The organism is Falsihalocynthiibacter arcticus (assembly GCF_000812665.2).
GTDB lineage: Bacteria > Pseudomonadota > Alphaproteobacteria > Rhodobacterales > Rhodobacteraceae > Falsihalocynthiibacter > Falsihalocynthiibacter arcticus.
The window spans coordinates 989,720-1,012,881 of sequence record NZ_CP014327.1 but is presented as its reverse complement, the minus strand read 5'-3'; the positions used below and the strand labels follow the sequence as shown (position 1 = coordinate 1,012,881).

Annotated in this window: 20 protein-coding genes; 14 read left to right on the top strand and 6 right to left on the bottom strand. The window is 52.2% G+C overall.

Annotated elements, in window-relative coordinates; translation table 11 throughout:
- The first annotated feature begins 156 nt into the window (after nucleotides 1-156).
- Together RC74_RS05020 and RC74_RS05015 are read left to right on the top strand one after the other, a co-directional pair.
- Nucleotides 157-777, top strand: coding sequence for a YdeI/OmpD-associated family protein (locus RC74_RS05020; protein ID WP_039002352.1), 621 nt, complete (start codon nucleotides 157-159; stop codon nucleotides 775-777).
- A gap of 180 nt (nucleotides 778-957) precedes the next feature.
- Entirely contained in the window at nucleotides 958-2,586 is a 1,629-nt protein-coding gene (locus RC74_RS05015; RefSeq protein ID WP_039002353.1) for a BCCT family transporter, read from the top strand.
- Between the two features lie 95 nt (nucleotides 2,587-2,681).
- On the opposite strand, the gene RC74_RS05010 is transcribed toward RC74_RS05015, so the two are convergent.
- Nucleotides 2,682-4,034: a glutamine synthetase family protein gene (locus RC74_RS05010; RefSeq protein WP_052274834.1), complete on the bottom strand. Its 1,353-nt coding sequence runs from the start codon at nucleotides 4,032-4,034 to the stop codon at nucleotides 2,682-2,684.
- 339 nt (nucleotides 4,035-4,373) lie between these two features.
- On the opposite strand from RC74_RS05010, the gene RC74_RS05005 reads away from it, so the two are divergent.
- The 3 genes from RC74_RS05005 to RC74_RS04995 all read left to right on the top strand — a co-directional run bounded on the left by RC74_RS05005 (nucleotide 4,374) and on the right by RC74_RS04995 (nucleotide 8,761).
- Nucleotides 4,374-5,747 carry a glutamine synthetase family protein gene (locus RC74_RS05005; RefSeq protein WP_039002354.1) on the top strand — a complete coding sequence of 458 codons (1,374 nt, stop codon included), beginning with the start codon at nucleotides 4,374-4,376 and terminating at the stop codon, nucleotides 5,745-5,747.
- 407 nt (nucleotides 5,748-6,154) lie between these two features.
- Nucleotides 6,155-7,231: an OmpA family protein gene (locus tag RC74_RS05000; RefSeq protein WP_052274835.1), complete on the top strand. Its 1,077-nt coding sequence runs from the start codon at nucleotides 6,155-6,157 to the stop codon at nucleotides 7,229-7,231.
- Between the two features lie 78 nt (nucleotides 7,232-7,309).
- Complete coding sequence (locus tag RC74_RS04995; RefSeq protein ID WP_052274849.1) at nucleotides 7,310-8,761, top strand: caspase family protein; 1,452 nt, start codon at nucleotides 7,310-7,312, stop codon at nucleotides 8,759-8,761.
- Nucleotides 8,762-8,783: 22 nt separating this feature from the next.
- On the opposite strand, the gene RC74_RS04990 is transcribed toward RC74_RS04995, so the two are convergent.
- The 5 genes from RC74_RS04990 to RC74_RS04970 are packed head-to-tail and all read right to left on the bottom strand — an operon-like array spanning nucleotide 8,784 to nucleotide 12,123.
- The gene (locus RC74_RS04990; RefSeq protein ID WP_039002355.1) at nucleotides 8,784-10,208 is read right to left on the bottom strand and encodes a DUF4384 domain-containing protein; all 1,425 of its coding nucleotides are present in this window, start codon (nucleotides 10,206-10,208) and stop codon (nucleotides 8,784-8,786) included.
- Entirely contained in the window at nucleotides 10,205-10,609 is a 405-nt protein-coding gene (locus RC74_RS04985) for an ExbD/TolR family protein (protein WP_039002356.1), read from the bottom strand. The genes RC74_RS04990 and RC74_RS04985 overlap by 4 nt, the downstream gene beginning before the upstream one ends.
- Entirely contained in the window at nucleotides 10,606-11,028 is a 423-nt protein-coding gene (locus RC74_RS04980) for an ExbD/TolR family protein (protein ID WP_039002357.1), read from the bottom strand. Before RC74_RS04980 ends, RC74_RS04985 begins: the two co-directional genes overlap by 4 nt.
- 33 nt (nucleotides 11,029-11,061) lie before the next feature.
- Nucleotides 11,062-11,682: a MotA/TolQ/ExbB proton channel family protein gene (locus RC74_RS04975; protein WP_039002358.1), complete on the bottom strand. Its 621-nt coding sequence runs from the start codon at nucleotides 11,680-11,682 to the stop codon at nucleotides 11,062-11,064.
- A 3-nt stretch (nucleotides 11,683-11,685) separates the two neighbouring features.
- Nucleotides 11,686-12,123 (bottom strand): hypothetical protein, encoded by a 438-nt coding sequence (locus tag RC74_RS04970; RefSeq protein WP_335339579.1) that lies wholly within the window; start codon nucleotides 12,121-12,123, stop codon nucleotides 11,686-11,688.
- Between the two features lie 322 nt (nucleotides 12,124-12,445).
- Here RC74_RS04970 and tssA point away from each other — a divergent pair, with 322 nt between their 5' ends.
- The 9 genes from tssA (at nucleotide 12,446) to tssH (ending at nucleotide 23,162) form a co-directional block, all read left to right on the top strand.
- Entirely contained in the window at nucleotides 12,446-13,453 is a 1,008-nt protein-coding gene (tssA, locus tag RC74_RS04965) for a type VI secretion system protein TssA (RefSeq protein WP_039002359.1), read from the top strand.
- Between the two features lie 77 nt (nucleotides 13,454-13,530).
- On the top strand, nucleotides 13,531-14,043 hold the full coding sequence (gene tssB, locus RC74_RS04960) for a type VI secretion system contractile sheath small subunit (protein WP_039002360.1): 513 nt from the start codon (nucleotides 13,531-13,533) through the stop codon (nucleotides 14,041-14,043).
- 3 nt (nucleotides 14,044-14,046) lie between these two features.
- The gene (tssC, locus tag RC74_RS04955) at nucleotides 14,047-15,534 is read left to right on the top strand and encodes a type VI secretion system contractile sheath large subunit (RefSeq protein ID WP_039002361.1); all 1,488 of its coding nucleotides are present in this window, start codon (nucleotides 14,047-14,049) and stop codon (nucleotides 15,532-15,534) included.
- A gap of 92 nt (nucleotides 15,535-15,626) precedes the next feature.
- Nucleotides 15,627-16,100 (top strand): Hcp family type VI secretion system effector, encoded by a 474-nt coding sequence (locus RC74_RS04950; RefSeq protein ID WP_269465519.1) that lies wholly within the window; start codon nucleotides 15,627-15,629, stop codon nucleotides 16,098-16,100.
- Nucleotides 16,101-16,179: 79 nt separating this feature from the next.
- Nucleotides 16,180-17,004, top strand: coding sequence for a type VI secretion system accessory protein TagJ (locus RC74_RS04945; protein WP_039002363.1), 825 nt, complete (start codon nucleotides 16,180-16,182; stop codon nucleotides 17,002-17,004).
- Nucleotides 16,997-17,491: a type VI secretion system baseplate subunit TssE gene (tssE, locus tag RC74_RS04940; RefSeq protein ID WP_039002364.1), complete on the top strand. Its 495-nt coding sequence runs from the start codon at nucleotides 16,997-16,999 to the stop codon at nucleotides 17,489-17,491. Before RC74_RS04945 ends, tssE begins: the two co-directional genes overlap by 8 nt.
- Before the next feature lie 9 nt (nucleotides 17,492-17,500).
- On the top strand, nucleotides 17,501-19,375 hold the full coding sequence (gene tssF, locus RC74_RS04935) for a type VI secretion system baseplate subunit TssF (RefSeq protein ID WP_039002365.1): 1,875 nt from the start codon (nucleotides 17,501-17,503) through the stop codon (nucleotides 19,373-19,375).
- Entirely contained in the window at nucleotides 19,372-20,364 is a 993-nt protein-coding gene (tssG, locus tag RC74_RS04930; RefSeq protein WP_156477414.1) for a type VI secretion system baseplate subunit TssG, read from the top strand. Before tssF ends, tssG begins: the two co-directional genes overlap by 4 nt.
- Before the next feature lie 44 nt (nucleotides 20,365-20,408).
- Complete coding sequence (gene tssH, locus RC74_RS04925; RefSeq protein WP_039002367.1) at nucleotides 20,409-23,162, top strand: type VI secretion system ATPase TssH; 2,754 nt, start codon at nucleotides 20,409-20,411, stop codon at nucleotides 23,160-23,162.

The following is a 23,162-nucleotide window of genomic DNA, read 5'->3' as shown; positions in this document are numbered from 1 at the left end:
ATGCGAGGCCAGCACCGTGTAAACGAGCAAGTCAAAAAGTTACGCAAACACCATTGCGAAATCGACTAAACCTACCGCTAGACACTCTGCTAAAATTCTTTTCTTATTTCAGGAGTGGGGGGTTATAAATTTCCGAGACCAAGGAAAGCTAACGCTATGATCACAGATCCCGAGGACTATTTTTTGATTGGTTGTGGGCGCTGCAAACGCTTTGCTACGCCAGATTGCTCGGTGCGTAAATGGGCGGATGGGCTCAAGCACTTGCGCCAAATCTGTCGAGAGGTTGGGCTTATGGAAACGGCTAAATGGGGCCATCCGTGCTATATGCACAACGGGCGCAACATTGCGTTACTCGGCGCATTCCGTGGCGACTTTCGGTTGAGCTACTTTAATCCCGCGTTGATGAAAGATCCCGAAAAAGTCCTCGTGAAAAGAGGTCCAAACACGCAAAATGCAGGTATGATGAGCTTCACAGACGGTGCCGCAGTGAAACGTATGGAACCGGTAATCGTTTCCTATTTAGAAGAAGCGGTTGGCTATGCGGATGCTGGGATATTGCCGATCAAAGAGCCAGTGAAAATTGAGTTGCCGGATGAATTGGTTGAGGCCATGGATATCGATCCCGAATTGGCCGAGGCTTTTCACAAACTGACACCAGGTCGTCAAAGAAGCTACGTGATTAATCTCAATGGTGCAAAAGCGTCTGCGACACGCACCACGCGTATTGAGAAGTTCCGTGACAAAATTATCTTGGGCAAAGGCGCGATGGAAAGGTGAACGATATCCGTCCAACAGTCCAAATAAGCGGCGAATTATAAGGCCTTAACCCACTTCGTTTGCTTTTTTTCCCTTTGCCTGTTACTGTCGGCTTAGGCGGATTTTCCGTAAACGCGACTTGAATCGCCAGTTGCAGGACAGTGTCCAAAGCGACTCGCGTCGGTTCTGGAAGGATAACTTTTGACAGATTCCACAAACGACCCGAGCACGGACGTGCCTCAGCCTATTGATACAGACTTTGAGATAGGGCAACACAACGTCACGCCATTCGGCTTTGATATCCACAATCCGGTTTTCGGGATTTCGAGTATCGCTATCATTGTTTTCGTCATAGCAACTCTGATGTTGCAAGGCCCAGCCACAGAGTTTTTTAGTTGGCTTCGTGATTTTCTAACGTCGAGTTTCGACTGGTTCTTTCTAAGTGCGGCGAATGTTTTTGTACTTTTCAGTCTGTTTCTTGTGCTTTCGCCTATGGGTAAAATCCGGCTTGGTGGCAAAGAGGCGCGCCCCGATTATGGCTACCTCGGTTGGTTCGCAATGCTTTTCGCCGCCGGTATGGGTATCGGCCTGATGTTCTTCGGCGTGTCCGAACCGATGTCGCATTTTGCATCCTCGATGGGCGGCACAACGGTTGAGGCTGGCGCGCGTACCGATTGGGCCCCCCTTGGTGCTGCGGTTGGTGACACCATCGCCGCACGCGATCTTGGTATGGCTGCTACGATCTTCCACTGGGGCCTGCATCCGTGGTCAATCTATGCAATCGTTGCCCTGTCGCTGGCGTTCTTCACTTTCAACAACGGTCTACCGCTGACATTGCGTTCGGCGTTTTATCCGCTTTTGGGCGAACGGGTCTGGGGTTGGCCGGGGCACGTCATTGACACGCTCGCCGTGTTCTCCACGCTTTTCGGTCTTGCCACCTCACTTGGCTTTGGGACCGAACAAGCGCTTGCTGGGTTCAATTTCCTCTTTGGTTGGGGCACTGGCAATATTGCCAAGGTCGTCCTCATTTCGGTTATTACCGCATTGGCAACCATCTCTGTGATCCGCGGCCTCGATGGTGGGGTTAAAATCCTGTCAGAGATCAACATTGGGCTCGCCTTGCTGCTCCTCTTGTTCGTAATCGTCGTTGGGCCAACGGCCATAATCTTTGATACGATTGTCTCAGGTGGCATTGCTTATGCACGCGAAATCATTCCTCTCTCCAACCCCTTCGGACGTGATGACACCAACTTCATGCAAGGCTGGACAGCGTTCTATTGGGCGTGGTGGATTTCTTGGTCGCCTTTCGTTGGCATGTTCATTGCGCGGGTTTCTCGTGGCCGGACAGTGCGCGAATTCCTGACCTGCGTTATCCTTATCCCAATGCTCGCCAGTGTCGTTTGGATGGGTGCCTTCGGTGGTGCCGCGGTATCGCAAGTGATGGCGGATGCGGCGGCTCCCGTGATTGGTGTCGCACAAGAACTCAAGCTCTTTGTCATGCTGGAACAGTTGCCCTTCGCGTCGATTACGTCGCTTCTGGGTATCGTGCTGGTGTTGGTGTTCTTTGTGACGTCGTCGGATTCCGGTTCGCTAGTGATCGACACAATTACCGCAGGCGGCAAGATTGACGCCCCCGTACCCCAACGCGTTTTCTGGTGTATATTCGAAGGTGTGGTTGCCGCGACTCTGCTCCTTGTTGGCGGCAGCAGCGCGCTTACTGCACTTCAGGCGATGGCTGTTTCGACGGGCTTCCCGTTCACCATCGTTCTCCTTGCGATGTGTGTTAGCCTTTATATCGGTATGCGCAGATACGTTAAAGCAATGACCTAAACGTTCCGTCTGGCTCCCTGTTTTGGGGGCCAGACACCACTTCGCAATTGTGAAGCCCTCAACGGCTACGGCTCGTCTGGATTCTTCCGAACCAGCTATATACGGTCCAAATAAGTTTGATATTCCACATCGGTAACCATAGCAGAAAGCTTTTGAATTTCTGCCCGACAGCAAGCGGTAAAGACCCTTCGGTACTCTTTTCCAAACACGTCCACAGCCGCAGTTGAGCGTGAAAACGCGTCAACGGCTGGAACCCAAGTTCCGTACAGGCGCTGTTTGATTGCCCCCCCTTCATCTATAGGCTTCCCGGGATCAATTTTGTTTTTTAATCCAATCAACGCTCCACCCAGAATGGCCGTCAGCGCGAGATAGGGGTTCACATCCGACCCTGAAATGCGGTGTTCAAAACGGGCTGCTGGTCCCTGACTTTCGGGCACACGAACGCTGGCGCTGCGATTGTCTAAGCCCCAATTTGGCTGTAGCGGTGCATGGCTGCCTTCTTGAAACCGCCGATAGGAATTTAGATGCGGCGCGAAAATAACCTGCAATTCCCGCATGGTCGACAAAAGACCGCCGATGGCGTGGTGCAAATTTTCTTTGCCACCGTCTTCAAGTGCAAAGATGTTTTCGCCGTCTTCATTGATCAAGCTTACGTGGAAATGCATCCCACTTCCGGCGTCGTCTCCATAGGGTTTCGCCATGAAGGTCGATTCCAAATCGTGGCGTTGCGCACATCCCCAAACGAGGCGCTTGAACAAAATGGCGTAATCCGCCGCCGCAATCGGATCTGGAACATGTTTGAAATTGATTTCAAATTGGCCGGAACCTGACTCGGCAATGATGATATCTACGGGAAGGTCCAAGGCTTCACACCCCCTGCGGATTTCGCGCAGCACATCTTCCAACTCATCCATCGCATCCAAATCATAAAGCTGGGTGCCCATGGAGCCAATCGGGGGGATGGGCGCCGAGCCCAGGTTTTTGCGTTTGCGAAACAGATAGAATTCCATTTCGGCGGCCACAACTGCGGTGAGGCCAATTGCGGCAAAGCGCTCAACCATGGACGACAATTGCTGGCGCGGGTCATAGATACAGGGCGCGCCGTCTTCAGTTTCCAACGTCATTAAGAGCTGGGCCGCAGGTGTTTTGGTCCAAGGCAGCCGCTTGAGTGTGCGCATAATCGGAACACCATACCCATCAGGGTCGCCAGTAGCGAGCGCCAGTCGGGTTTCGTTCACGTCGTGCCCCCACACATCCAGCGCATACGAGGAAATGGGAAGGCGCACGTCACGCGTCAGGAGCTTCCTTGCGCCGTCCGGTGGCATCCACTTGCCACGGAAAATTCCGTGCATATCTGGGAACAGGAGCTCAATGCGTTCAAGGTCTGGGTTCTCGGCTAGAAAATCTAGAAGGATCTTACGATCTTCAGGGCTGGGTGTCTTTGGCATTCAATTAACCTCAAGCGCCGCAATCTCGGCGTCAAATTAGTTGCTCGTCCTTGAAAAAATCGTTTGCAATTTCTCGATTTAGTCTTCAGGAATAATTTGATCAAATATTGAATTTGTGTCAAGATTGAACATGAAAAACCTTTTCGCTTTCTTAAAAGCACCTGTCCCGTTTCTTTGCCGATTTCGCGCGCAATTGGGCTGTTTTTGTAGAGTTTTTATGAGAATTTTTCCTTATACTCATACATGTCAAACACTCTGAAATAATTTGATCAAATATATAGTGAGTTGCAATGGGCGCCCATGCCCGCCAGTTTTTAGCTTTCGCAGGAGTCCCCTAAAATGCGAGCAACAGAGATTAAATCCATCGTCGCGCAACTGCCCGATCACCTTCAGGAATGGTTGGCGGGGCGCAACCCCGAAGAAATTGAAGCCGTTGTGCCGGACATGGTTGGCATTGGGCGTGGAAAAGCCATGCCGGGCCGAAAATTTGCCAGTGAGCAAACCATGTTTTTGCCAACGTCGATTTTTTTTCAGACGATCACTGGAGGTTATGCGGACGTCGCCATTGCAAATGCTTGGGCGGAATCCGATTTGGTTTTGGTGCCGGATTTATCGACTGGGCGGGCGGTGCCGTGGACGTCTGATGTGACAATCCAAGTGATTTGCGATGTTCACACCCAAGATGGAAAACTTAGCGGTTTGGCACCGCGCAATGTACTCAAACGGGTGCTCGATCTCTATTCTGCGCGCGGGTGGAAACCCGTGGTTGCGCCTGAAATGGAGTTCTATCTTACTAAGCCCAATGTCGATCCTGATCTTCCGATTGTGCCCCCGATTGGGCGCTCGGGGCGCCAAGGAGTGGGGCGGCAGGCCTATTCCATTAGCGGCGTTGATGAGTATAGCGCCGTGGTCGATGACATCTACGATTTCGCCGAAGCACAGGGTCTTGAAATCGATACGGTGATGCAAGAGGGCGGGGCTGGGCAGCTTGAAATCAACCTCAATCACGGCGATCCCCTAAAACTCGCTGATCAAGTTTTCATGTTCAAACGCACTATTCGCGAGGCGGCTTTACGGCACGATTGCTATGCAACCTTCATGGCAAAACCGATGGAAAACGAGCCCGGAAGTGCGATGCATGTGCATCAAAGCGTTGTCGATATCGAGACGGGCGCAAGTGTATTTAATGATAAAAATGATCAAGCGACTGAGCTTTTTCATGGCTTTCTTGCAGGGCAACAGACCTACTTGAATTCGGTCGTGTGCCTGCTCGCGCCCTATGTAAATTCGTACCGCCGACTTGTGCCAGGGGAATCCGCGCCGATCAACCTTGAATGGGGCACGGACAACCGCTCGACGGGCCTGCGCATTCCGATCTCCAAGCCTGAATCACGGCGAGTGGAATGTCGGGTTGTGGGTATGGATGCCAATCCGTATTTAGCGATGGCGGCCTGTCTGGCCTGTGGATACTTGGGTATGGTTGAGAAGCTCAAACCTCGCGAACCAATCGTGAGTGATGCGGGCGATTTACCCCATGAATTGCCCCATGATGTGAAGGAAGCATTGAAGGCCTTTGAGAACGCGCCCAAGGTTCAGGAACTGCTTGGGGTAGAGTTCAGTCAGCTTTACATCGCAATTAAACGGTCGGAACAAAACGACTTTTTGCGTGTGATCAGCCCGTGGGAACGGGAGCACTTGCTGCTGAACGTGTAGGGCATGTGGGGTGACCCGCATTCCGAATTGCTAGCTGGACGATGTGGAAAAAATTCCATTTTGAAGTTTTAGAAGGAACCGAAGTTTCTATCCGCGTAAACCTCACCCAGTCGAAAGTATTAAAACTGGGCATGTGCAGGTGGAAAAGTGCTCAACTTGAAACAGCAAAACTGTGGCGAAAATGGCGCTAGAGTGTATAGTGATGTCAAATTGGGTTAGTTTCCTTTTGCTTTGGGAAGAGTAATTAGCCTTGCCGCGTGTGCTGTGCTTATAAAGGGCATGCGAGATTATTGATGTTGCGGCGGGTCGCCAGTTCTGAGTGGCTATTGCCCACATGGCATTAATACTAAGCGATATTTAACCAAGACTAGAACATAGTTCTTGGAGGTTTTTTGGAGGACGTGAGAATGCGAAGTAATGTGCTGGGGCTGATTTTAGCCAGAGTTTCTCTTGTTGTTCTGGCGCTGGCCGTTGGGCTGTCAGAACCTGTAAACGCTCAAACAGGTCCGTTTTCCGGTGGCTGGAATCTCCAACCCGAAGCTTCATCCTTGGAGTTTCAATCCGTTAAAAAGCAGACCGTTGTTGAGTCCAGCAGCTTTGCCACATTAGCGGGCACAATCGATGAAAACGGCCTTGCCAAAATGTCGGTGCTGCTTGATTCCGTTGATACGAAAGTTGATTTACGCAATGTTCGGATGCGTTTTCTGTTCTTTGAAACATTCAAATTTCCCGAAGCGACAATCACAACCCAGATCAACCCCGCAGATTTGACCGATTTGGCACAGGTCCGCCGCAAGCAGATCCCTTTGACATATTCGATTGATTTACATGGCGTTTCGAAAACATTTGAAACTGTGGCAACCGTCACGTTGTTGAGTGATGACCTAGTATCAATTGCAAGCCGGACGCCGATTTCGGTAGCCGTAGAAGATTTTGATCTCACCGATGGTTTGGCCAAATTGCAAGAGGCCGCCAATGTTGATATCGTCCCGTCGGCGACCATATCGTTTGACTTCTTGTTCGCGCGCGCCACATCGCAAGCTGCCGTGGAACCCATATCATCCGAGCCAGCTAAGCCCGCCTCTGTCGCCCTAGAAGTTGTCGGAAATTTTGATCAGAAAGCCTGTGAAGGGCGTTTTGAAATTCTTTCGCGCACTGGTAACATCTATTTCTCCTCCGGAAGCGCCCGCCTACAGGACACGAGCGCTCCCTTGTTAAATAGCCTCGCAGAGATCATCGCCCGTTGCCCCGATTTGAAAATCGAGGTGGGCGGCCACACGGATTCCGATGGTGGGGATGCACAAAACGAGCGTCTTTCCCGTTCGAGAGCGGCGTCTGTTGTCGATTATTTGCTCGCTAAAGGCCTTAATCCTGACATGTTGGAAAGCAAAGGTTACGGCGAAAGTAACCCCATTGCCACGAACGACACCAGTGAGGGAAAATCCAAAAACCGCCGGATCGAATTTAAGGTATTAGGTAGCTAAATGAAAAACGTTGTAAGTCCCATTCTTCAATTCCTATCGCGACCCGCCGCTTGGCTTGTGTGTGCTCTGGCATTTTCTATGTCCGCACAGACCAGTTTGGCCGAGCCACGGGTCGCGCTCATCATGGGAAATGGGGCTTACTCATCCGTGACGCAACTCGACAATCCCGTGTCCGACGCGCGTCTTATGGAAACCGCGTTGATCGAAAGCGGCTTTAACGTTCGCGTTGTCACCGATGCCTCTCAAATCGACATGAACCGTGCCATTGCACAGTTTGGCCGCGATCTGCGCAGCGGCGGAGAAGAGACAACGGGGCTGTTTTACTATGCCGGACACGCAGTTCAATCGTTTGGCTCGAACTTCTTGCTTCCTGTCGACACGCAGATAACGGATGCTGCCGATTTAAGTTTGGTCGGTGTGCCTGCAGATGCCGTTTTGCGACAAATGTTTTCCGCCAGCAATCGCACGAATATCGTGATTTTGGATGCGTGTCGCAACAATCCCTTTGAGGCAATTCCAGCTTTGAATGACAACGGCCTCGCCGAGATGAACGCTCCTCGCGGCACGTTTTTGGCCTATTCTACGGCACCTGGAGCTGTCGCGCTTGACGGCTTAGACGGAAACAGCCCGTTTACCAAAACCCTCGCAACGGAAATTACACGTGAAGGGGTATCCCTTGAGCAAACATTTAAAAGCGTACGGATTGAAGTTGTTGCGCTCACCAATGGTCAACAGACGCCTTGGGATACATCTTCGCTCACGTCCGATTTTGTATTTCGCGCGTCACAGCCTTTGAGCCAAGAGCAAGTGCAGGAAAAACAACTCTGGGATTCCGTGCGTCATAGCGACGATCCGGTGCCTATCATGTTGTTTTTGCGAGCATACCCTGCAGGCATATTCACGGTAGAGGCGCGGGATTTGTTGAATGAGATAATGCGCGCCGAGTTGGCGGGTGGCGAGAGTGATACCACTACGGCACAGGTTGCTGCGCCGACCGTTGAGCCTGAAGTCGCTGAGAATACGGGCTCAATTGCGGATGAGGAAACCTTGATTGGGGCCGCCCAAAGCTCGGGGAAATCCGAGGATTATGAGGCCTATCTTGAAGCTTATCCCAACGGTATTTATGCGGAACTTGCGGGTTTTGAGCTGGATATCCTTGCCCAAAAGGCCGCGGTAGCGGCTGCGCCCCCCGCGGTTCCAGAGAGTTCCGTGGCCGCGGTTGAAAGCTCGCAGCAAGACGTGACGTTTGCGACACCACTTACCTCGCAAGATCCCGAGGTGGTTGGTCGAAGCATTGCCCAACTCATTGAAGGATCGCCTGCGTTCCCGCCTTTTGAAGGCTTGCCCGAGGAAGCGTGGAATGGGAAAACGTGCTCCAATTGCCACGAGTGGACTGCTGAAGCGTTGTGCACACAGGGGAAAACCTATCTCCTAGCCAGCAATGAACGTTCCCTGTCGAAATCGCACCCTTTAGGTGGAGCGTTCAAGCAAGGGTTACGTCATTGGGCTGGGGGCGGATGTCTGCCATAAAGTGCCGCGCGTTATTTCGCGGTTATTGTTCGGCCGTTGAGATGAAAAAATACACCCATTCCCCCTTGAAGTCGTCATGTAGTTCTCGCGCCTCAGTAACCTGAGCTTTGAGGAATTTGAGATAGTTTTCGGCCGGCTCTTGCAAGGGGCGCGGATCGTCATAAAGCACGACTGACGAGGCAAAGGCCGCCGCGATTTCTTTCCCATAAGGGGGCCCGATTGTCAGTTCAAGAGAGGGCTTGTCACCACGGTCCGAACCTACCGAAAGGGGGCTTTTGGCGCTTGAGAACTCAAGCGGGACAATATCGTTGGGTTGGAGATGGATAACCATGCCATCGGCAGTAAAAAAGTCGACATAAACATAGCCGTCGTAGTCGGGTGCCACCAGTTCAAGCGAAAGACGCTGGCCTCCGAAATACGTGTAGTTTTGTGCAAATCCAGACGCGCCGATCACACGCTGATTTGTGAGTTGTTCGGTTGATTGGGGAAGGCCCACATCGGCAATACCAGATAGGGCGCCACATTGTGGTCGGGGCAGGATAAGCAATTGATCCGTAACAGGAATTGCACTACCAATCTGTTGTTTTAATGCGGCTAATACGGGCCCGCGCAAGGCGTCCTCCGGAATGTGGCCGCGCAGCTCAAGCTGTCCAGTTTCAGGCAGAAATGTCGCTTGCAAGCGTGCGCAGGGAACGGAGGCCAGAATGGTTGCAATCCCGTCCCGCACTTCGCTGTGGGCGCCACCGGATTGCATCAGATCACTGGGTTGCATGAACGCCTGAATTGCGCTGAGTGACGCCGCTTCGACCACGGCATTGTCGCCACCAGACCAAGCGAGGGAGGCCTGTCCCTTCTCGGAAGGTATGTCGAGAGAGGCCGAGGGTATAGCTTGATCGGAGGGCGACGTGGAAATGGAGGCTTCGCCTGTTGCGGGGATTGCATTGCTTTCCTGTGCTGGGGCTTCCAATTGTGCAGAGGTTTCACCCCGGGCTTGGGTCGATTTGATGGTCGTTGAGGGCGGAGGTTTTGCGGCCTCCGCTACCGCTTTCGGGAGGGATGTTGCGATCTGTGTTTTCTGGGGGACCACTGCTGCTGTGGGAAGTGTCGGCACCTCGGAGGGGCTCGTTTTCTGCGACGGCAATGGCTTGGTCGGCACAGAAAGGCCCGCTGTTTGTAGGGGAGCGGCATTTGACTTGGGAAAGGCCCCCTGACCCAGAGTTTTGGACTCGGGTGTGCTTTCAGTCGCCGTCTCAGGCGCGGTTTGCGTTTCCTGAGCCGCGACGCGTTTCACGTCTTGTGTTTTGATGTCGATTTGAGATTTGGGGAGGTTTTGTGCCTCAAACGGGTCGGGCGTAACGAGATATGCAATGCCTCCAAGCGCTACGAAGTGGAGGGCAACCGAAGCGGCTATGGCGGCCAGCCAGAATGTTTTGGATTGCGTGTTCATGGTATTTCTGGCGTCACAACAAGCACCAAGTCGCGCGCGCCTAGGGTTTCAATTTTTGCCATTAACGGCAGGACATGCGCAAGGTCGGCATCCTGATGTGCGTTGATGCGCACCAGCAAGTTCGGATCGTCCGCAAGGCTGACGGTAAGTTGCTTAAGTAAGGAGTCCAATGCGGCTTCGGCGCCATTCAAAGCGAGTTCGCCCTGTGCACCAATTGAAAGGGTCGCACCGCCACCGGGCATCTCTGTGCCAGTGGTGGAGAAAGCGGGATAAACTGCAAAAGGGGCGGTGGCGTCCATTCGACCGATGAGCATGAAGAAAATGAGCAGGAAAAACACGACATCAATGAGCGGAATGATGGTTTCTGGAGGAAGACGACGGGGGCGACGGGCGAGTTTCATTCGACCGCAGCCAATTGCAAAATGCGCAGTTGAGTGACGCCTGAAGCCGTTATTGTGTCGAGCAGTGACACGAGGGATTGGGTCTTTGCATGGGGCGATGGCCAGATCAAAACGGAAGTTTCCGGAAATTGCGCGACCTGGGTGGTAAGGAGCGCGGCGAGGTCGGGAAGGCGCGCTTTCTGCCCTTTAAGGCTGGGCTGCCCGTCAGAATTTAACCGAATGAGCAGAGGGGCATTGGCAGAAGGAGCCCCCTCTTTTTCCGGTGCAATTGTGGCGTCAGAGGACTTCACAACGGGGATCATTCCAAGGTTGAGATATGTTGATGTCACCATGAAAAACACCAACATGATTAGCAATACGTCAATCATAGGCACCAAGGATATGATCCTTTTGGGCTCAGTGACTCGCGTAAGTTGCATATCGCTTCCTTCTGAAATTGGGTGTCGTTTTGGCTAGGGTTTCTTTTGGTTCAGCGCAAAAAGCTGCCCTGTTGAGGATTCAATTTGCTGGGCCACCCGCTCGACGCGCGTATTGAGAAGGGCCGCGCCGACGGCCGCAGGAATCGCGACCAAGAGGCCCGCTGCTGTGGTTAAAAGGGCTTGCCAAATACCGGCCGCCAAAAGGGACGCGTTTGCGGCACCCTCCGCCAAAGCGAGTTCCTGAAACGACTGGATCATGCCGAGGACTGTGCCAAGCAGACCCAACAAAGGGCTGATCATGGCGATCAATTCCAAAAGCGGAATGTGCCGCTGCAAGCCGGATATTTCTTGATTGCCGCGCCATTCTAGATCGCCGTCGATGGCATCCGCATTTTGGCCCGATGCTAAAGCCTGCATGGCTACGAGGGTAATGTTGTCAGCAGGTGTCGCCGCTGATTCCATGCATTGAATGGCTGCGCGTTTGTCGCCCGTGGCCCATTTTTCAAGCGCGGCTTTCTGCGCTTCACCATTGGAAATTGTGCCCCGAAGCTGGACGAGTTTGACACCAATGAGCGCCAGAGAACACACCGAAAGAACGAGAAGAACCAGAACGATGGGCCCCCCACTGGTCAAGATTCCGAGGAGGTGTTGCATCGGCTACTTCTCCAGACTGGCGTTGGTGCGGCTGGCCAAATCAAGGAGGGGAAAGCAGTCCATTTCCTCGGCGTTTTGTGGGCGACAAGAGGCAAGCTCATGCAACAAAAGCGCTGATATTCCGTCGCAAGTCGTTTCTGGAATTTCAAACAGTTTTAAGGTCGTGCGCGCCGCAGGAAGAGGGGCCGCGTCGATCGTGAGGAGGCGATCAATAACCCCTTCATTGTTGAGAACGGCGAAGGACATTTCAAAACCTTCGAAAGTCAGATCCGTCTGGTTGCGAAAGAGGAAGAAGGCTTGGCATCCTCCGTTCTCATTTGATTCAAATTTATTCAACTCAATTGAGAGCTGTCCTGTATCCGCGAGGGTAAGTGTGGGATGCACGAACATTGAAGATGCAACTATGCCTGCTATCAAAGCTGCGGTACGAAAAAAAATCATGGATTAGGCTCCTCTACCTCGGTCCTTTTCACGATGCGTGGAGAGACTCGGAGCGGTCAAGGGATTTTTTCTCTTCTTTTCTTCAGATAACTTCTGGAAATGTTTGATTTATCTGATAGCGTAAGGGCTGATATTGCGAACAAGTCCCGCAGGAGATCAAACTCGTGCCTATAAATAATTTTTTTTTCGTGAGCTAATTTGCTCTTTTATAATAATATGCCGGAACGGTGTTTTGTGGTCCTGCACCTCAAAAATTGTACTGTAATCTGGTGTAATAACAGTTTTGAGGTTCTGTGAGCCAAAATCGTCGGGGGAGTCTGATTTGAATTCGCTTTTAGTAAACTTCGGAGATGATGCTCCGAGTGGTGAAGATTTAGAATATGACGCTATTTTTGCCTCCTTGTTGCTTGCGGTACAGCCCGGCGAAGAGCGTCAAGTTGGAGATCAAATCATTGAGGCGGAAGCGCCCAAAGACGCGGAAATAATTGAAAAAGCGACGGCCGTTTTGGAGCGTAGTCACGATTTGCGTGCGGCTGTGTATCTGGCGGCGTCTCGCGTACGCACGCAGGGCTTTGAAGGACTTGCGGAAGTTACAGGCTATATTCGCGGCTGTTTGGAACAGTATTGGGAAAGCTGCCATCCACAGTTGGATGACGAAGATGATGATGATCCGACGCTGCGGGTGAATACAATTTTGGGGTTGTCTGATTCCGATATGATGCTCAAATGGATCCGCCTCGCGCCTCTGACCATGAGTCAGGCGTTTGGGCGCATTTCGTTGCGCGATATTGCGATTTCAGAGGGTGAGGCCACGGCCTCTGCGGGCGCTGAACGGACGCTCGATGCCGCTGGGATTTCTGCAGCATTTCAAGACACTGACAGTGAAGAATTGAGGCTCATTTACGATAGCGCCCTTGCCGTCCTTGAAGACGTGCGCGCGATTGACGGTGTCTTTGATGAGAAAATTCCGGGCCTTGGTCCTGATCTTTCGCCCCTTGTGAAGATGGTCAATCGTGCCGTGGTGCGTTTGGGCAATGAGGTTGGCGCGGACGTTGAAGAAATCGCAGAAGAAGTTGAGGAGGGCGGCGTTGCGCCCGTCAAGGCAACCTCTGCGCCCGCTGGTACAATTTCAACACGCCGAGATGTCGAAAATGCAATCGACCGGATTCTGGCCTATTATTCGGCCAACGAACCCTCCAGCCCCGTCCCAGTAATGTTGCATCGCGCCAAACGTTTGATTGGCGCTGATTTCTTGACCATCATGAAGGATATGGCTCCTGACGGTGTCGATAATGTCATGCGGGTTGGGGGGATTTCCGACGAAGAATAACAAGGCCGAGGCACTTTGCCGCCACGAGGGCCCGACAGTGAAAATGTACCGCTAAGTCCAACAAAACGGAGAAATATATGTCAAGTTCACAGAAGTTTATTGCGCGAAATCGAGCGCCACGCGTACAGATCGAATACGATGTTGAATTGTATGGTGCCGAGAAAAAAGTTCAACTTCCTTTCGTTATGGGCGTTATGTCGGATCTCGCCGGAAAATCGGAAGTGCCGCAACCCGGCATTGCTGACCGAAAGTTCTTGGAAATCGACGTTGATAATTTTGATAGCCGCATGAAGGCGATGAAGCCGCGCGCTGCATTCTCCGTTCCTAATACCCTAACGGGCGAAGGTAATATGTCGGTTGATCTGTCGTTCGAAAGCATGGACGAATTTTCTCCCGGTGCCATTGCCGCCAAGGTCGCGCCGCTCAAAGCATTGATGGATGCGCGCAACGAATTGTCAAACCTGATGACATACATGGATGGCAAACCTGGCGCTGAAGAATTGATCGCCGACGCAATGAATAATCCCGAACTTCTGAAATCTCTGGCGGCAATTCCTGCTGCTACAGATGCAGACGCAGGAGAGGAATAACCCATGGCTGAAGAAGCAAAAGTCGACGAAGTTGGCGCGACACAAACTCAAGAAGCCGATTTCGCGAGCCTGTTGACCAAAGAATTTAAGCCGCGCACCGATACTGCAAAATCTGCGGTTGAAACTGCGGTTAAGACACTTGCGCAACATGCGCTTGCAAACACGGGTCTGATTTCTGACGATGTACTTCAATCGATTGAATCTATCATCTCCGAAATTGACAAAAAACTGTCCGTTCAGATCAATGCAATCATTCACAACGAAGAATACCAGAAGTTGGAAAGCGCATGGCGCGGCCTTCATCATCTGGTGAATAACACTGAGACAGACGAAAACTTGAAAATTCGCGTTATGAATATCTCGAAAAAGGATTTGCACAAAACGCTCCGCAAGTTCAAGGGCGCAGCTTGGGATCAATCACCGATCTTCAAGAAGCTCTACGAGGAAGAATTCGGTCAGTTTGGTGGCGAACCTTATGGCTGTTTAGTAGGCGATTATCACTTCAACCACTCCGCTCCAGATGTTGAGCTTCTTGGCGAAATGGCCAAAGTCGCAGCGGCTGCACACGCGCCGTTCATCACGGGCGCTGACCCTTCTTTGATGCAGTTTGAAAGCTGGCAGGAATTGGCGAATCCACGTGATTTGACTAAAATCACCGGCACACCAGAATATGCCGCGTGGAATTCCCTCCGCAAATCAGAAGATTCAAAATACCTTGGTCTGACAATGCCACGCTTCCTTGGTCGGCAGCCCTATGGCGCGAATTCCAACCCTGTTGAGGAATTTGCCTTCGAAGAAGACACTGGCAATGCTGAATCCGAAAACTTTGCCTGGGTAAATGCGGCTTATGGCATGGCGACCAATATCAACCGTTCCTTCAAGGAATATGGCTGGTGTAGTCGTATCCGGGGCGTTGAATCCGGCGGGACAGTTGACAATTTGCCAACACACACCTTCCCAACGGATGACGGCGGCGTTGATATGAAATGCCCAACCGAAATCGGTATTTCGGATCGTCGGGAAGCAGAGCTTGCCAAAGGCGGGTTGATGCCCCTTATCCACCGTAAGAATACAGATATGGCGGCCTTTATTGGCGCGCAATCTCTGCATCTTCCTGCGGAATATGATGATCCGGATGCGACAGCGAACGCAAACCTTGCGGCACGTTTGCCGTATCTTTTTGCGACATGCCGTTTTGCGCACTACTTGAAGTGTATGGTGCGTGACAAGGTCGGATCGTACAAGAGCCGAGAAGATATGCAGCTCTTTTTACAAAAATGGATCGACCAATATATCGACCACTCATCGAGTATCTCAAGCGAGGGCGAAAAAGCCCGCAAGCCGCTTGCAGCAGCAAGTGTTGTGGTTGAGGAAGTCGAAGGAAATCCAGGGTACTACACTTCGAAATTTTTCTTGCGGCCGCATTACCAACTTGAAGGCCTTTCGGCTTCCTTGCGGTTAGTTTCAAAGCTACCGTCAGAAAAATCCTAACCGTTGGCGCGCCAAAATCGGCGCGCCATCTATCATTTTTACCGCGGAATTTACCGCAAAATTAGTTTAGGAGAATACACATGGCATTAGACATGTTTCTTGATATCGAAGGCGAAATCACAGGCGAGTCAAAAGATGGCACTCATAAAGGTGAGATCGACGTTCTTGCGTGGTCATGGGGAATAAGCAACGCAGGTAGCTTTCACAGCGGCGGCGGTGGCGGTTCGGGCAAGGCAAACTTTCAGGACATAAGCATTACGAAATGGCTTGATTTGTCATCGCCAATTCTTCAGCTCTATTGCGCGAACGGCGACCATTTTCCTTCGGCGACTCTGACTGTTCGCAAGGCTGGTAAAAAGCCTCTCGAGTATATGATCATCAAATTGGAAAACGTGTTGGTTACATCAGTGAGCACAGGTGGTTCGGGTGGAGAAGACCGTTTGACAGAAAATGTGTCATTCAATTTTGAAAAAGTTGAAGTGAAATACACTGAGCAAAAAGATACTGGCGACTCCGGCACAGTTAAAGAGTTCAAGTGGAACATCGGTGCAAACGAACCCAAATAGGGTTTGTTTTAGGAAATACGTCGCCTCAAAATCTTGGGGCGGCGACCTTATTTTTAAAGAATTCTAGGGGAGAACGCTTTTGACCGCCGATGCAAGAGAGTTGTTACAAGCTAACGATTTGCGGGGCGCTCTCGACGCGCTTCAATCCGCAGTTCGCGCCAATCCCGGTGACGCAAAATTGCGGATATTCCTGTTTCAATTGCTATGTGTGATGGGCGACTGGAAACGTGCCGTGGCACAGTTGAAACTGTCTGCCGAGCTTGACCCTATCGCCATTCCAATGGCACAGGCCTATCGCGAGGCGATCATTTGCGAAGTATTTCGCGAAAAGGTTTTCGCCGGCGAAAAAGACCCCCTCATTTTTGGCGACCCGGTTCAATGGGTCGCGCTGATGATCGAGGCGAACAAGGCCTTGGCGCTTGGAAACGCGGGACAGGCTGCGGACTTACGCGGCAAAGCCTTTGACCTTGTGCCTGATATGGGCGGCGTCATTAACGGCCAGCGATTTGAGTGGATCGCGGATGCGGATATGCGGCTTGGCCCTATCTTGGAAATCATCGTCAACGGGCGATATTTTTGGATGCCGTTTAGTGCCATCCGTACCATGACCGTTGAAGCGCCCGAAGACCTACGGGATTCTGTGTGGACCGCTGCGCAACTCACTGTTCAAAATGGCGGCGAGTTTGTTGCTTTGATTCCAACCCGTTATACGGGAACTTACCAATCGGGCGACGATGCCGCCATGCTTTCACGCGCAACAACATGGTCGGACCTTGGGTCGGAGACGTTTGTCGGAAACGGACAGCGTTTGATAACGACGGATGCTTCGGAAACCCCGCTGATGGATCTGCGTTCTCTTGAAATGGATGCGCTACCGGTTGGCGAAGGGGAAACCGATGGCTGATAAGACCATAACAGAGAGATTGCAGCCCTCTTTGTTAGATCGATTGACCGATCTTGAGCCTGAAAACAAGAACGAGACCCATGATGCGCGAGTGATCAATTTACGGCGGTTGCGCGACATCATTCGCCGTGACCTTGCATGGCTGTTGAATTGCAACAATCTGGACACGATCATTGATGAAGACGAGCATCCTCATGTGCGTAAGTCGGTACTAAATTACGGTGTCAGGGAAGTGTCTGGCGATTTTTCAACAGAGAAAAGAGCCGCAGAAATTCGAAAATCGATTCATCGTGCAATCACCCTTTTTGAGCCTCGTATCAAAGAGGGGACTTTGGAAATTTTGGAACGTAAGAACAAAGATGGCAGTCAGACGATTGTTGAGTTCGACATTCGTGCGGACATGTGGGCACAGCCCCTTCCGATGGAGTTGTACCTTCGGTCACAGGTTGATTTGACTACGGGTCAGTTACAGTTGGAAAGCGATTAATAGGACAGAATGGACACACGCCTTCTTAAACACTACGAACAAGAGCTGACATTTTTGCGCGAGATGGGGGCGGAGTTTGCCGATTCCTATCCAAAAATCGCAGCGCGTTTGGGCATGGATGGTGTCGAAGTTCTAGACCCATATGTTGAGCGGTTGCTTGAGGGGAGTGCATTTTTGTCAGCGCGGGTGCAGCTTGAACTTGAGATGCAATACCCGGCGTTTACCAGTCATTTGCTCGAAATTATCTACCCGCATTATCTCGCGCCAATTCCGTCGATGATGGTTGCGCAACTCCAGCCCGATATGGAGAATGCGTCGCTTGCCGATGGTCACGTTATGCCCCGCAACACACGGCTTCGGTCGCGGTTAACCAATGGATTACAGACGGCCTGCGAATTTCGAACCGCTGCCGAAATGACTTTGTGGCCCATTGAAATATCTGAGGCCGAATACATTGATGGGCGCGGCGCGTTGGTTGCCGCTGGGGTTGCGTCAAATATCGAGGCGCGCGCCGCGATCAGGCTACGGATTAAACGCCACGGAAATGCCCCCATAGGTGAATTGGGGCTGGACCGTTTGAACCTGTTTTTGGGTGGGAAAGGTGCGCTGGGCTGGCAGTTGCATCAGCTTTTGTGCACTGAAAACACAGGCATCGTTGCGCGCTCTACGGATCCGCGTGCGGATTGGACCAAGCCCCTTAAGTCGCGGGTTGAGCCACTTGGTTTTTCGCGGGAGGAAGCCCTCTTGCCAACCCCGCGTCAATCCTTTGATGGCTACCGTTTGTTGCAAGAGTATTTTGCAATGCCGGAGCGGTTTCATTTTCTTGAGATCGGCGATCTTTCGGCGGGTTTGTCACGCGCGGTCGGTGACGCAATGGATGTCTATATTCTGCTACGCGACGGGAAGCCGGAAATCGAATCTGGGGTAACGCCAGAAGCGTTTTCCCTCAATTGTGTGCCTGCAATCAATCTGTTTGAAAAACGCTGTGATCGGGTTCAGATTTCGAGCAACAATGTTGAACATCATGTTGTGGCGGACCGCACTTCGGGGCAAAGTTTTGAAATATATTCCCTGTTGAACGTGATGGGCATTCGCGCCGAGGGCCAAGATGATATTGAGTTGCGGCCGTTTTATTCCGCGGATGACTTCTCTCCGGCGGGCGACCAACATGCGTCGTTTTATACAATAAAACGCAAAATGCGGCAGCGTACGGAAAAAGAGCGTCTCAAGGGTGCGCGGACAAGTTATTTAGGTTCCGAAGCCTATCTCACCTTGGTAGACGCGAACCAAGCCCCCTATAGCGCCGAAATGTCCCAACTTTCGGCGCGTGCGATGGTTACAAACCGCGACCTGCCGATCCTGCTCCCAACTGGCGAAACCGATCTGTTTCACCTGCCCGACGGCGGGCCCGTGAGCATGGTGCGCACCCCCATAAATCCCACGCGTCCCCGTCCGACATTGGCGCAGGGCGACGCGGCGTGGCGGCTTATCAGTCACCTGAGTTTGAATTATTTGTCGATCGCCGATACCGACACGGGCGAAGGCGCCGCCGCGTTGCGGGAATTGGTTGGCCTTTATGCACCCAAAGGGGATCGCGCGACCAACAAGCAATTGGAGGGGATTACTTCGGTTTCAAGTCGCCCGATTGTGCGGCGAATAAGTGACGGCGGCCTGTCCACCGCCGTGCGTGGTTTGGAAATCAAGCTCGAAATGGACGAGAGCTTTTTTGAAGGTGCGAGCGTTTATTTACTCGGCTCGGTTTTGGAGCGTTTCTTTCGTAAATATGTGACAATCAACAGTTTCACGGAAACGGTTCTCACAACCCAGCAAAATGGCGAAATCGCGCGTTGGCGTCCGGAAACTGGACTGGGGAGGGTGATTTGACGCATTTCGAAAACCTCACAGAATCCCCTGAATCCCACCATATTTTCCTCGCGCTGCGCATCATCGAAGCGCAGTTTCCCGACTCACCAGAGCTTGGGCGCTCACGGCGTCCGCGCGAAGATGCGGTGCGTTTGGGTCAAGAGGCGCGCATGGCGTTTCCACCAACGACGATCCGCTCATTTATCCCACCAGATGCCAACGGTCCGGCGCAATTGATAAACAGGTTTTTCGGCTTTTTCGGGCCAAACGGCCCGCTGCCCGTGCACCTGACGGAGTATGCGCGCGAACGCCAAATCAACAATCGTGATCCGTCCTTTGTAGCCTTCGCGAATATGTTAACCCATCGGTTGATGAGCCTTTTATACCGCGCGTGGGTCACGGGGCAGCCCGCTGTTGATTTTGATCGGGGAAGCGATTCCGAGTTCGAAAGTCACGTCGCGGCGCTCGCTGGATTGCACGGCGAACACCTGCGCAACCGAGATGCGATGCCCGACCTATCCAAACGCCATTTCTCCGGCCAATTGGCGCAGGGAGCAAAAAATGCTGAGGGGCTGGTTGCGCTGCTTTCGAGTTTTTTTCACGCAAAGTTTCATTTGCAGGAATTTGTCGGCAGTTGGCTTGAGCTTGAACCCGAAGATCGCTGGCAACTTGGCGCGCCCGGTGGGCTTGGGCAAACTACAAGTGTTGGCACGCGGGTATGGTCTCGGGCGGCTAAGTTCCGGCTGATTGTGGGCCCCGTTTCGCTTGAGGAATACAAACGATTGATGCCGGGCAGCATGGCGATTGAAAAACTGGTGGCGATTGTGCGCAACTATGTGGGCGATGTGTTGGATTGGGACGTGAATATTATTTTGCGCGGGGACCAAGTGCCTGCGATGATTTTAGGCCAAGATGCGCGCTTGGGGTATACGACGTGGGTCGGCGAGCGTGACACGAATAAAGATGCAGGTGAATTGTATCTAGAACCGAGAAATTTACAAAAAAACTAGCAGCCGAAATTTAGCAGGGCAGCTGTAATGGGAAGGACAATATTATGACCGAGATCAGTCGCGTTGCTTTGTTTGGAAAGCTGAATTCGCTGGGGTATAAATCCGTCGAGGGTGCCACAGTTTTTTGCAAAATGCGGGGCAACCCCTATGTTGAAATCGTACATTGGTTGGCGCAAATCGTACAGCTTCCTGACAGCGATTTTCATAAAATCATCACGCATTACAAAGTCGATCAATCGCGCCTTGCTTCGGATATGACGCGCGCATTGGATGCGCTTCCGCGTGGAGCAAGCACGATTTCCGACCTGTCCCAGCACCTCGAAGATGCGATGGAGCGGGCATGGGTTTATGGCTCGCTGTTGTATTCAGCGTCGCAAGTTCGCACCGGTCACTTGGTTCTTGGGATGATGAAAACCAAGCAGTTGCAGAATATTTTCCTCGGGATTTCAAAAGAGTTCGCACGCATCCTTCCAGATGATTTGGCCGATAATTTCGCCACCATCACAGAAGGGTCCCCTGAAGAGTCATTGGTAGCGATGGATGGATCGCACACGGGTGGCGGTGCGGTTCCGGGTGAAGCATCAGGCGCGATGTCGCCTGCGTCGATGGGCAAGGAAGAGGCCCTTCAGCAGTATTGCACAGATATGACCCAGCAAGCCAAAGACGGCAAAATCGACCCTATTGTTGGGCGCGATCAGGAAATTCGCCAGATTGTCGATGTGCTTATGCGGCGTCGGCAAAACAACCCGATCCTCACGGGCGAGGCGGGTGTTGGTAAAACGGCGGTCGTTGAAGGCTTTGCCCTTCGGATTGCCCGCGGCGATGTACCGCCTGCGTTGCAAGGCGCACGCCTTTTGGCGCTTGATGTGGGTCTATTGCAGGCGGGTGCCTCAATGAAGGGCGAGTTTGAAAACCGTCTTAAGGCTGTTATTGAAGAAGTTCAGGCCTCGGCGACGCCGATCATTATGTTTATCGACGAGACGCACACGCTTGTTGGTGCGGGTGGCGCTGCGGGAACGGGCGATGCCGCCAACTTGCTCAAACCTGCGTTGGCACGTGGTACACTTAGAACGATTGGCGCGACAACTTGGGCCGAGTATAAAAAACATATCGAAAAAGATCCGGCATTGTCGCGTCGTTTCCAAGTGGTTGCAGTGGAAGAGCCCAGTGTCCCTAAGGCGATTTTGATGATGCGGGGCATCGCGTCGATGCTCGAGAAACACCACGGCGTTCAGGTCCTTGATGAGGCAATCGAAGCTGCAGTTAAGATGTCAGCGCGGTATATACCCGCCCGCCAATTGCCCGACAAATCGGTAAGCGTGCTTGATACAACCTGTGCGCGGGTCGCGATTAGCCAACACGCCGTTCCAGCCGAAGTTGATGATTGCCGCAAGCGCATCGATTCTTTGACCACCGAGCTTGAGATTATCGACCGCGATGGTACCGCCGGTTATGACGTCGAAGATCGGCGTATGGTCATTTCGGAACTCAAGAAATCCGAAGAAACGCGTCTCGCTGAGCTGGATGTGCGTTGGGAAGCGGAGAAGGTTGTCGTCAAAGACATCCTCGACTTGCGAGCTCAGTTGCGCGAAGGCGCGGCGGCGGTTGATACTGCGAATGATCCCGTGGCGGAGGCTGTGCAAAGTGAAGACCTTCCAGAAGGGGAGGAAGCGCAAGCGGCTGAGACGTCTGTTCTGGATGCAGAAGCGCGCGCCGAGTTGATGGCGCAACTCAAAGCCAAAAATATCGAACTTCAGGCGCTTCAAGGCGAAACAGGCCTGATCCTTCCGATTGTCGATGAACAGGCCGTCGCGACGGTTATTGGGGATTGGACTGGGATTCCGGTTGGGCGCATGGTGAGTGACGAGCTGGAAACAGTTTTGAACCTTGAAACGCATCTCGCCAAGCGGGTCATCGGCCAAGATCACGCGATGAAAATGATCGCCAAACGTATCCAAACCAGCCGTGCAAAATTGGACAATCCGTCCAAGCCAATTGGTGTTTTCCTTCTGGCGGGGACATCCGGCGTGGGCAAAACGGAAACCGCTTTGGCAATCGCCGAAGTTCTGTATGGCGGTGAGCAAAATGTCATCACGATCAATATGTCCGAATATCAGGAAGCGCATACGGTCAGCAGCCTGAAAGGGGCACCTCCCGGCTATGTGGGCTACGGCGAAGGCGGCGTTTTGACCGAAGCTGTGCGCCGCAAACCCTATTCCGTTGTGCTTTTGGATGAGGTTGAAAAGGCTCACCCGGATGTGCACGAGGTGTTTTTCCAAGTCTTTGATAAAGGTGTCATGGAAGACGGAGAAGGACGGGTCATCGATTTCAAGAATACATTGATTTTGCTTACGTCAAATGCGGGCTCTGACCTGATTATGGATATGTGCGCCGACCCAGAATTGATGCCTGAAATTGATGGTATAACCAAGGCGCTGCGGGAACCGTTGCTCAAGATTTTCCCAGCAGCCTTGTTGGGTCGTCTTGTGACCATCCCATATTATCCTTTGTCTCCGGATATGATCGGCAAGATCACTGTCCTTCAATTGAACCGTATCAAAAAGCGGACCATGGAAAATCACGGTGTTCCGTTTGAATATACCGACGCTGTGGTTGATGAAATTGTGAATCGCTGTCAGGAACTTGAGTCTGGTGGGCGGATGATCGACACTATTGTGACCAACACCATGTTGCCTGAAATTTCTTCGGAATTTTTGACGCGCATGATGGAGGGCAAGCATGTGTCCAAAGTGTCCATCGATGTGAAAGACCACGATTTTGTCTATAGCTTTGAATAA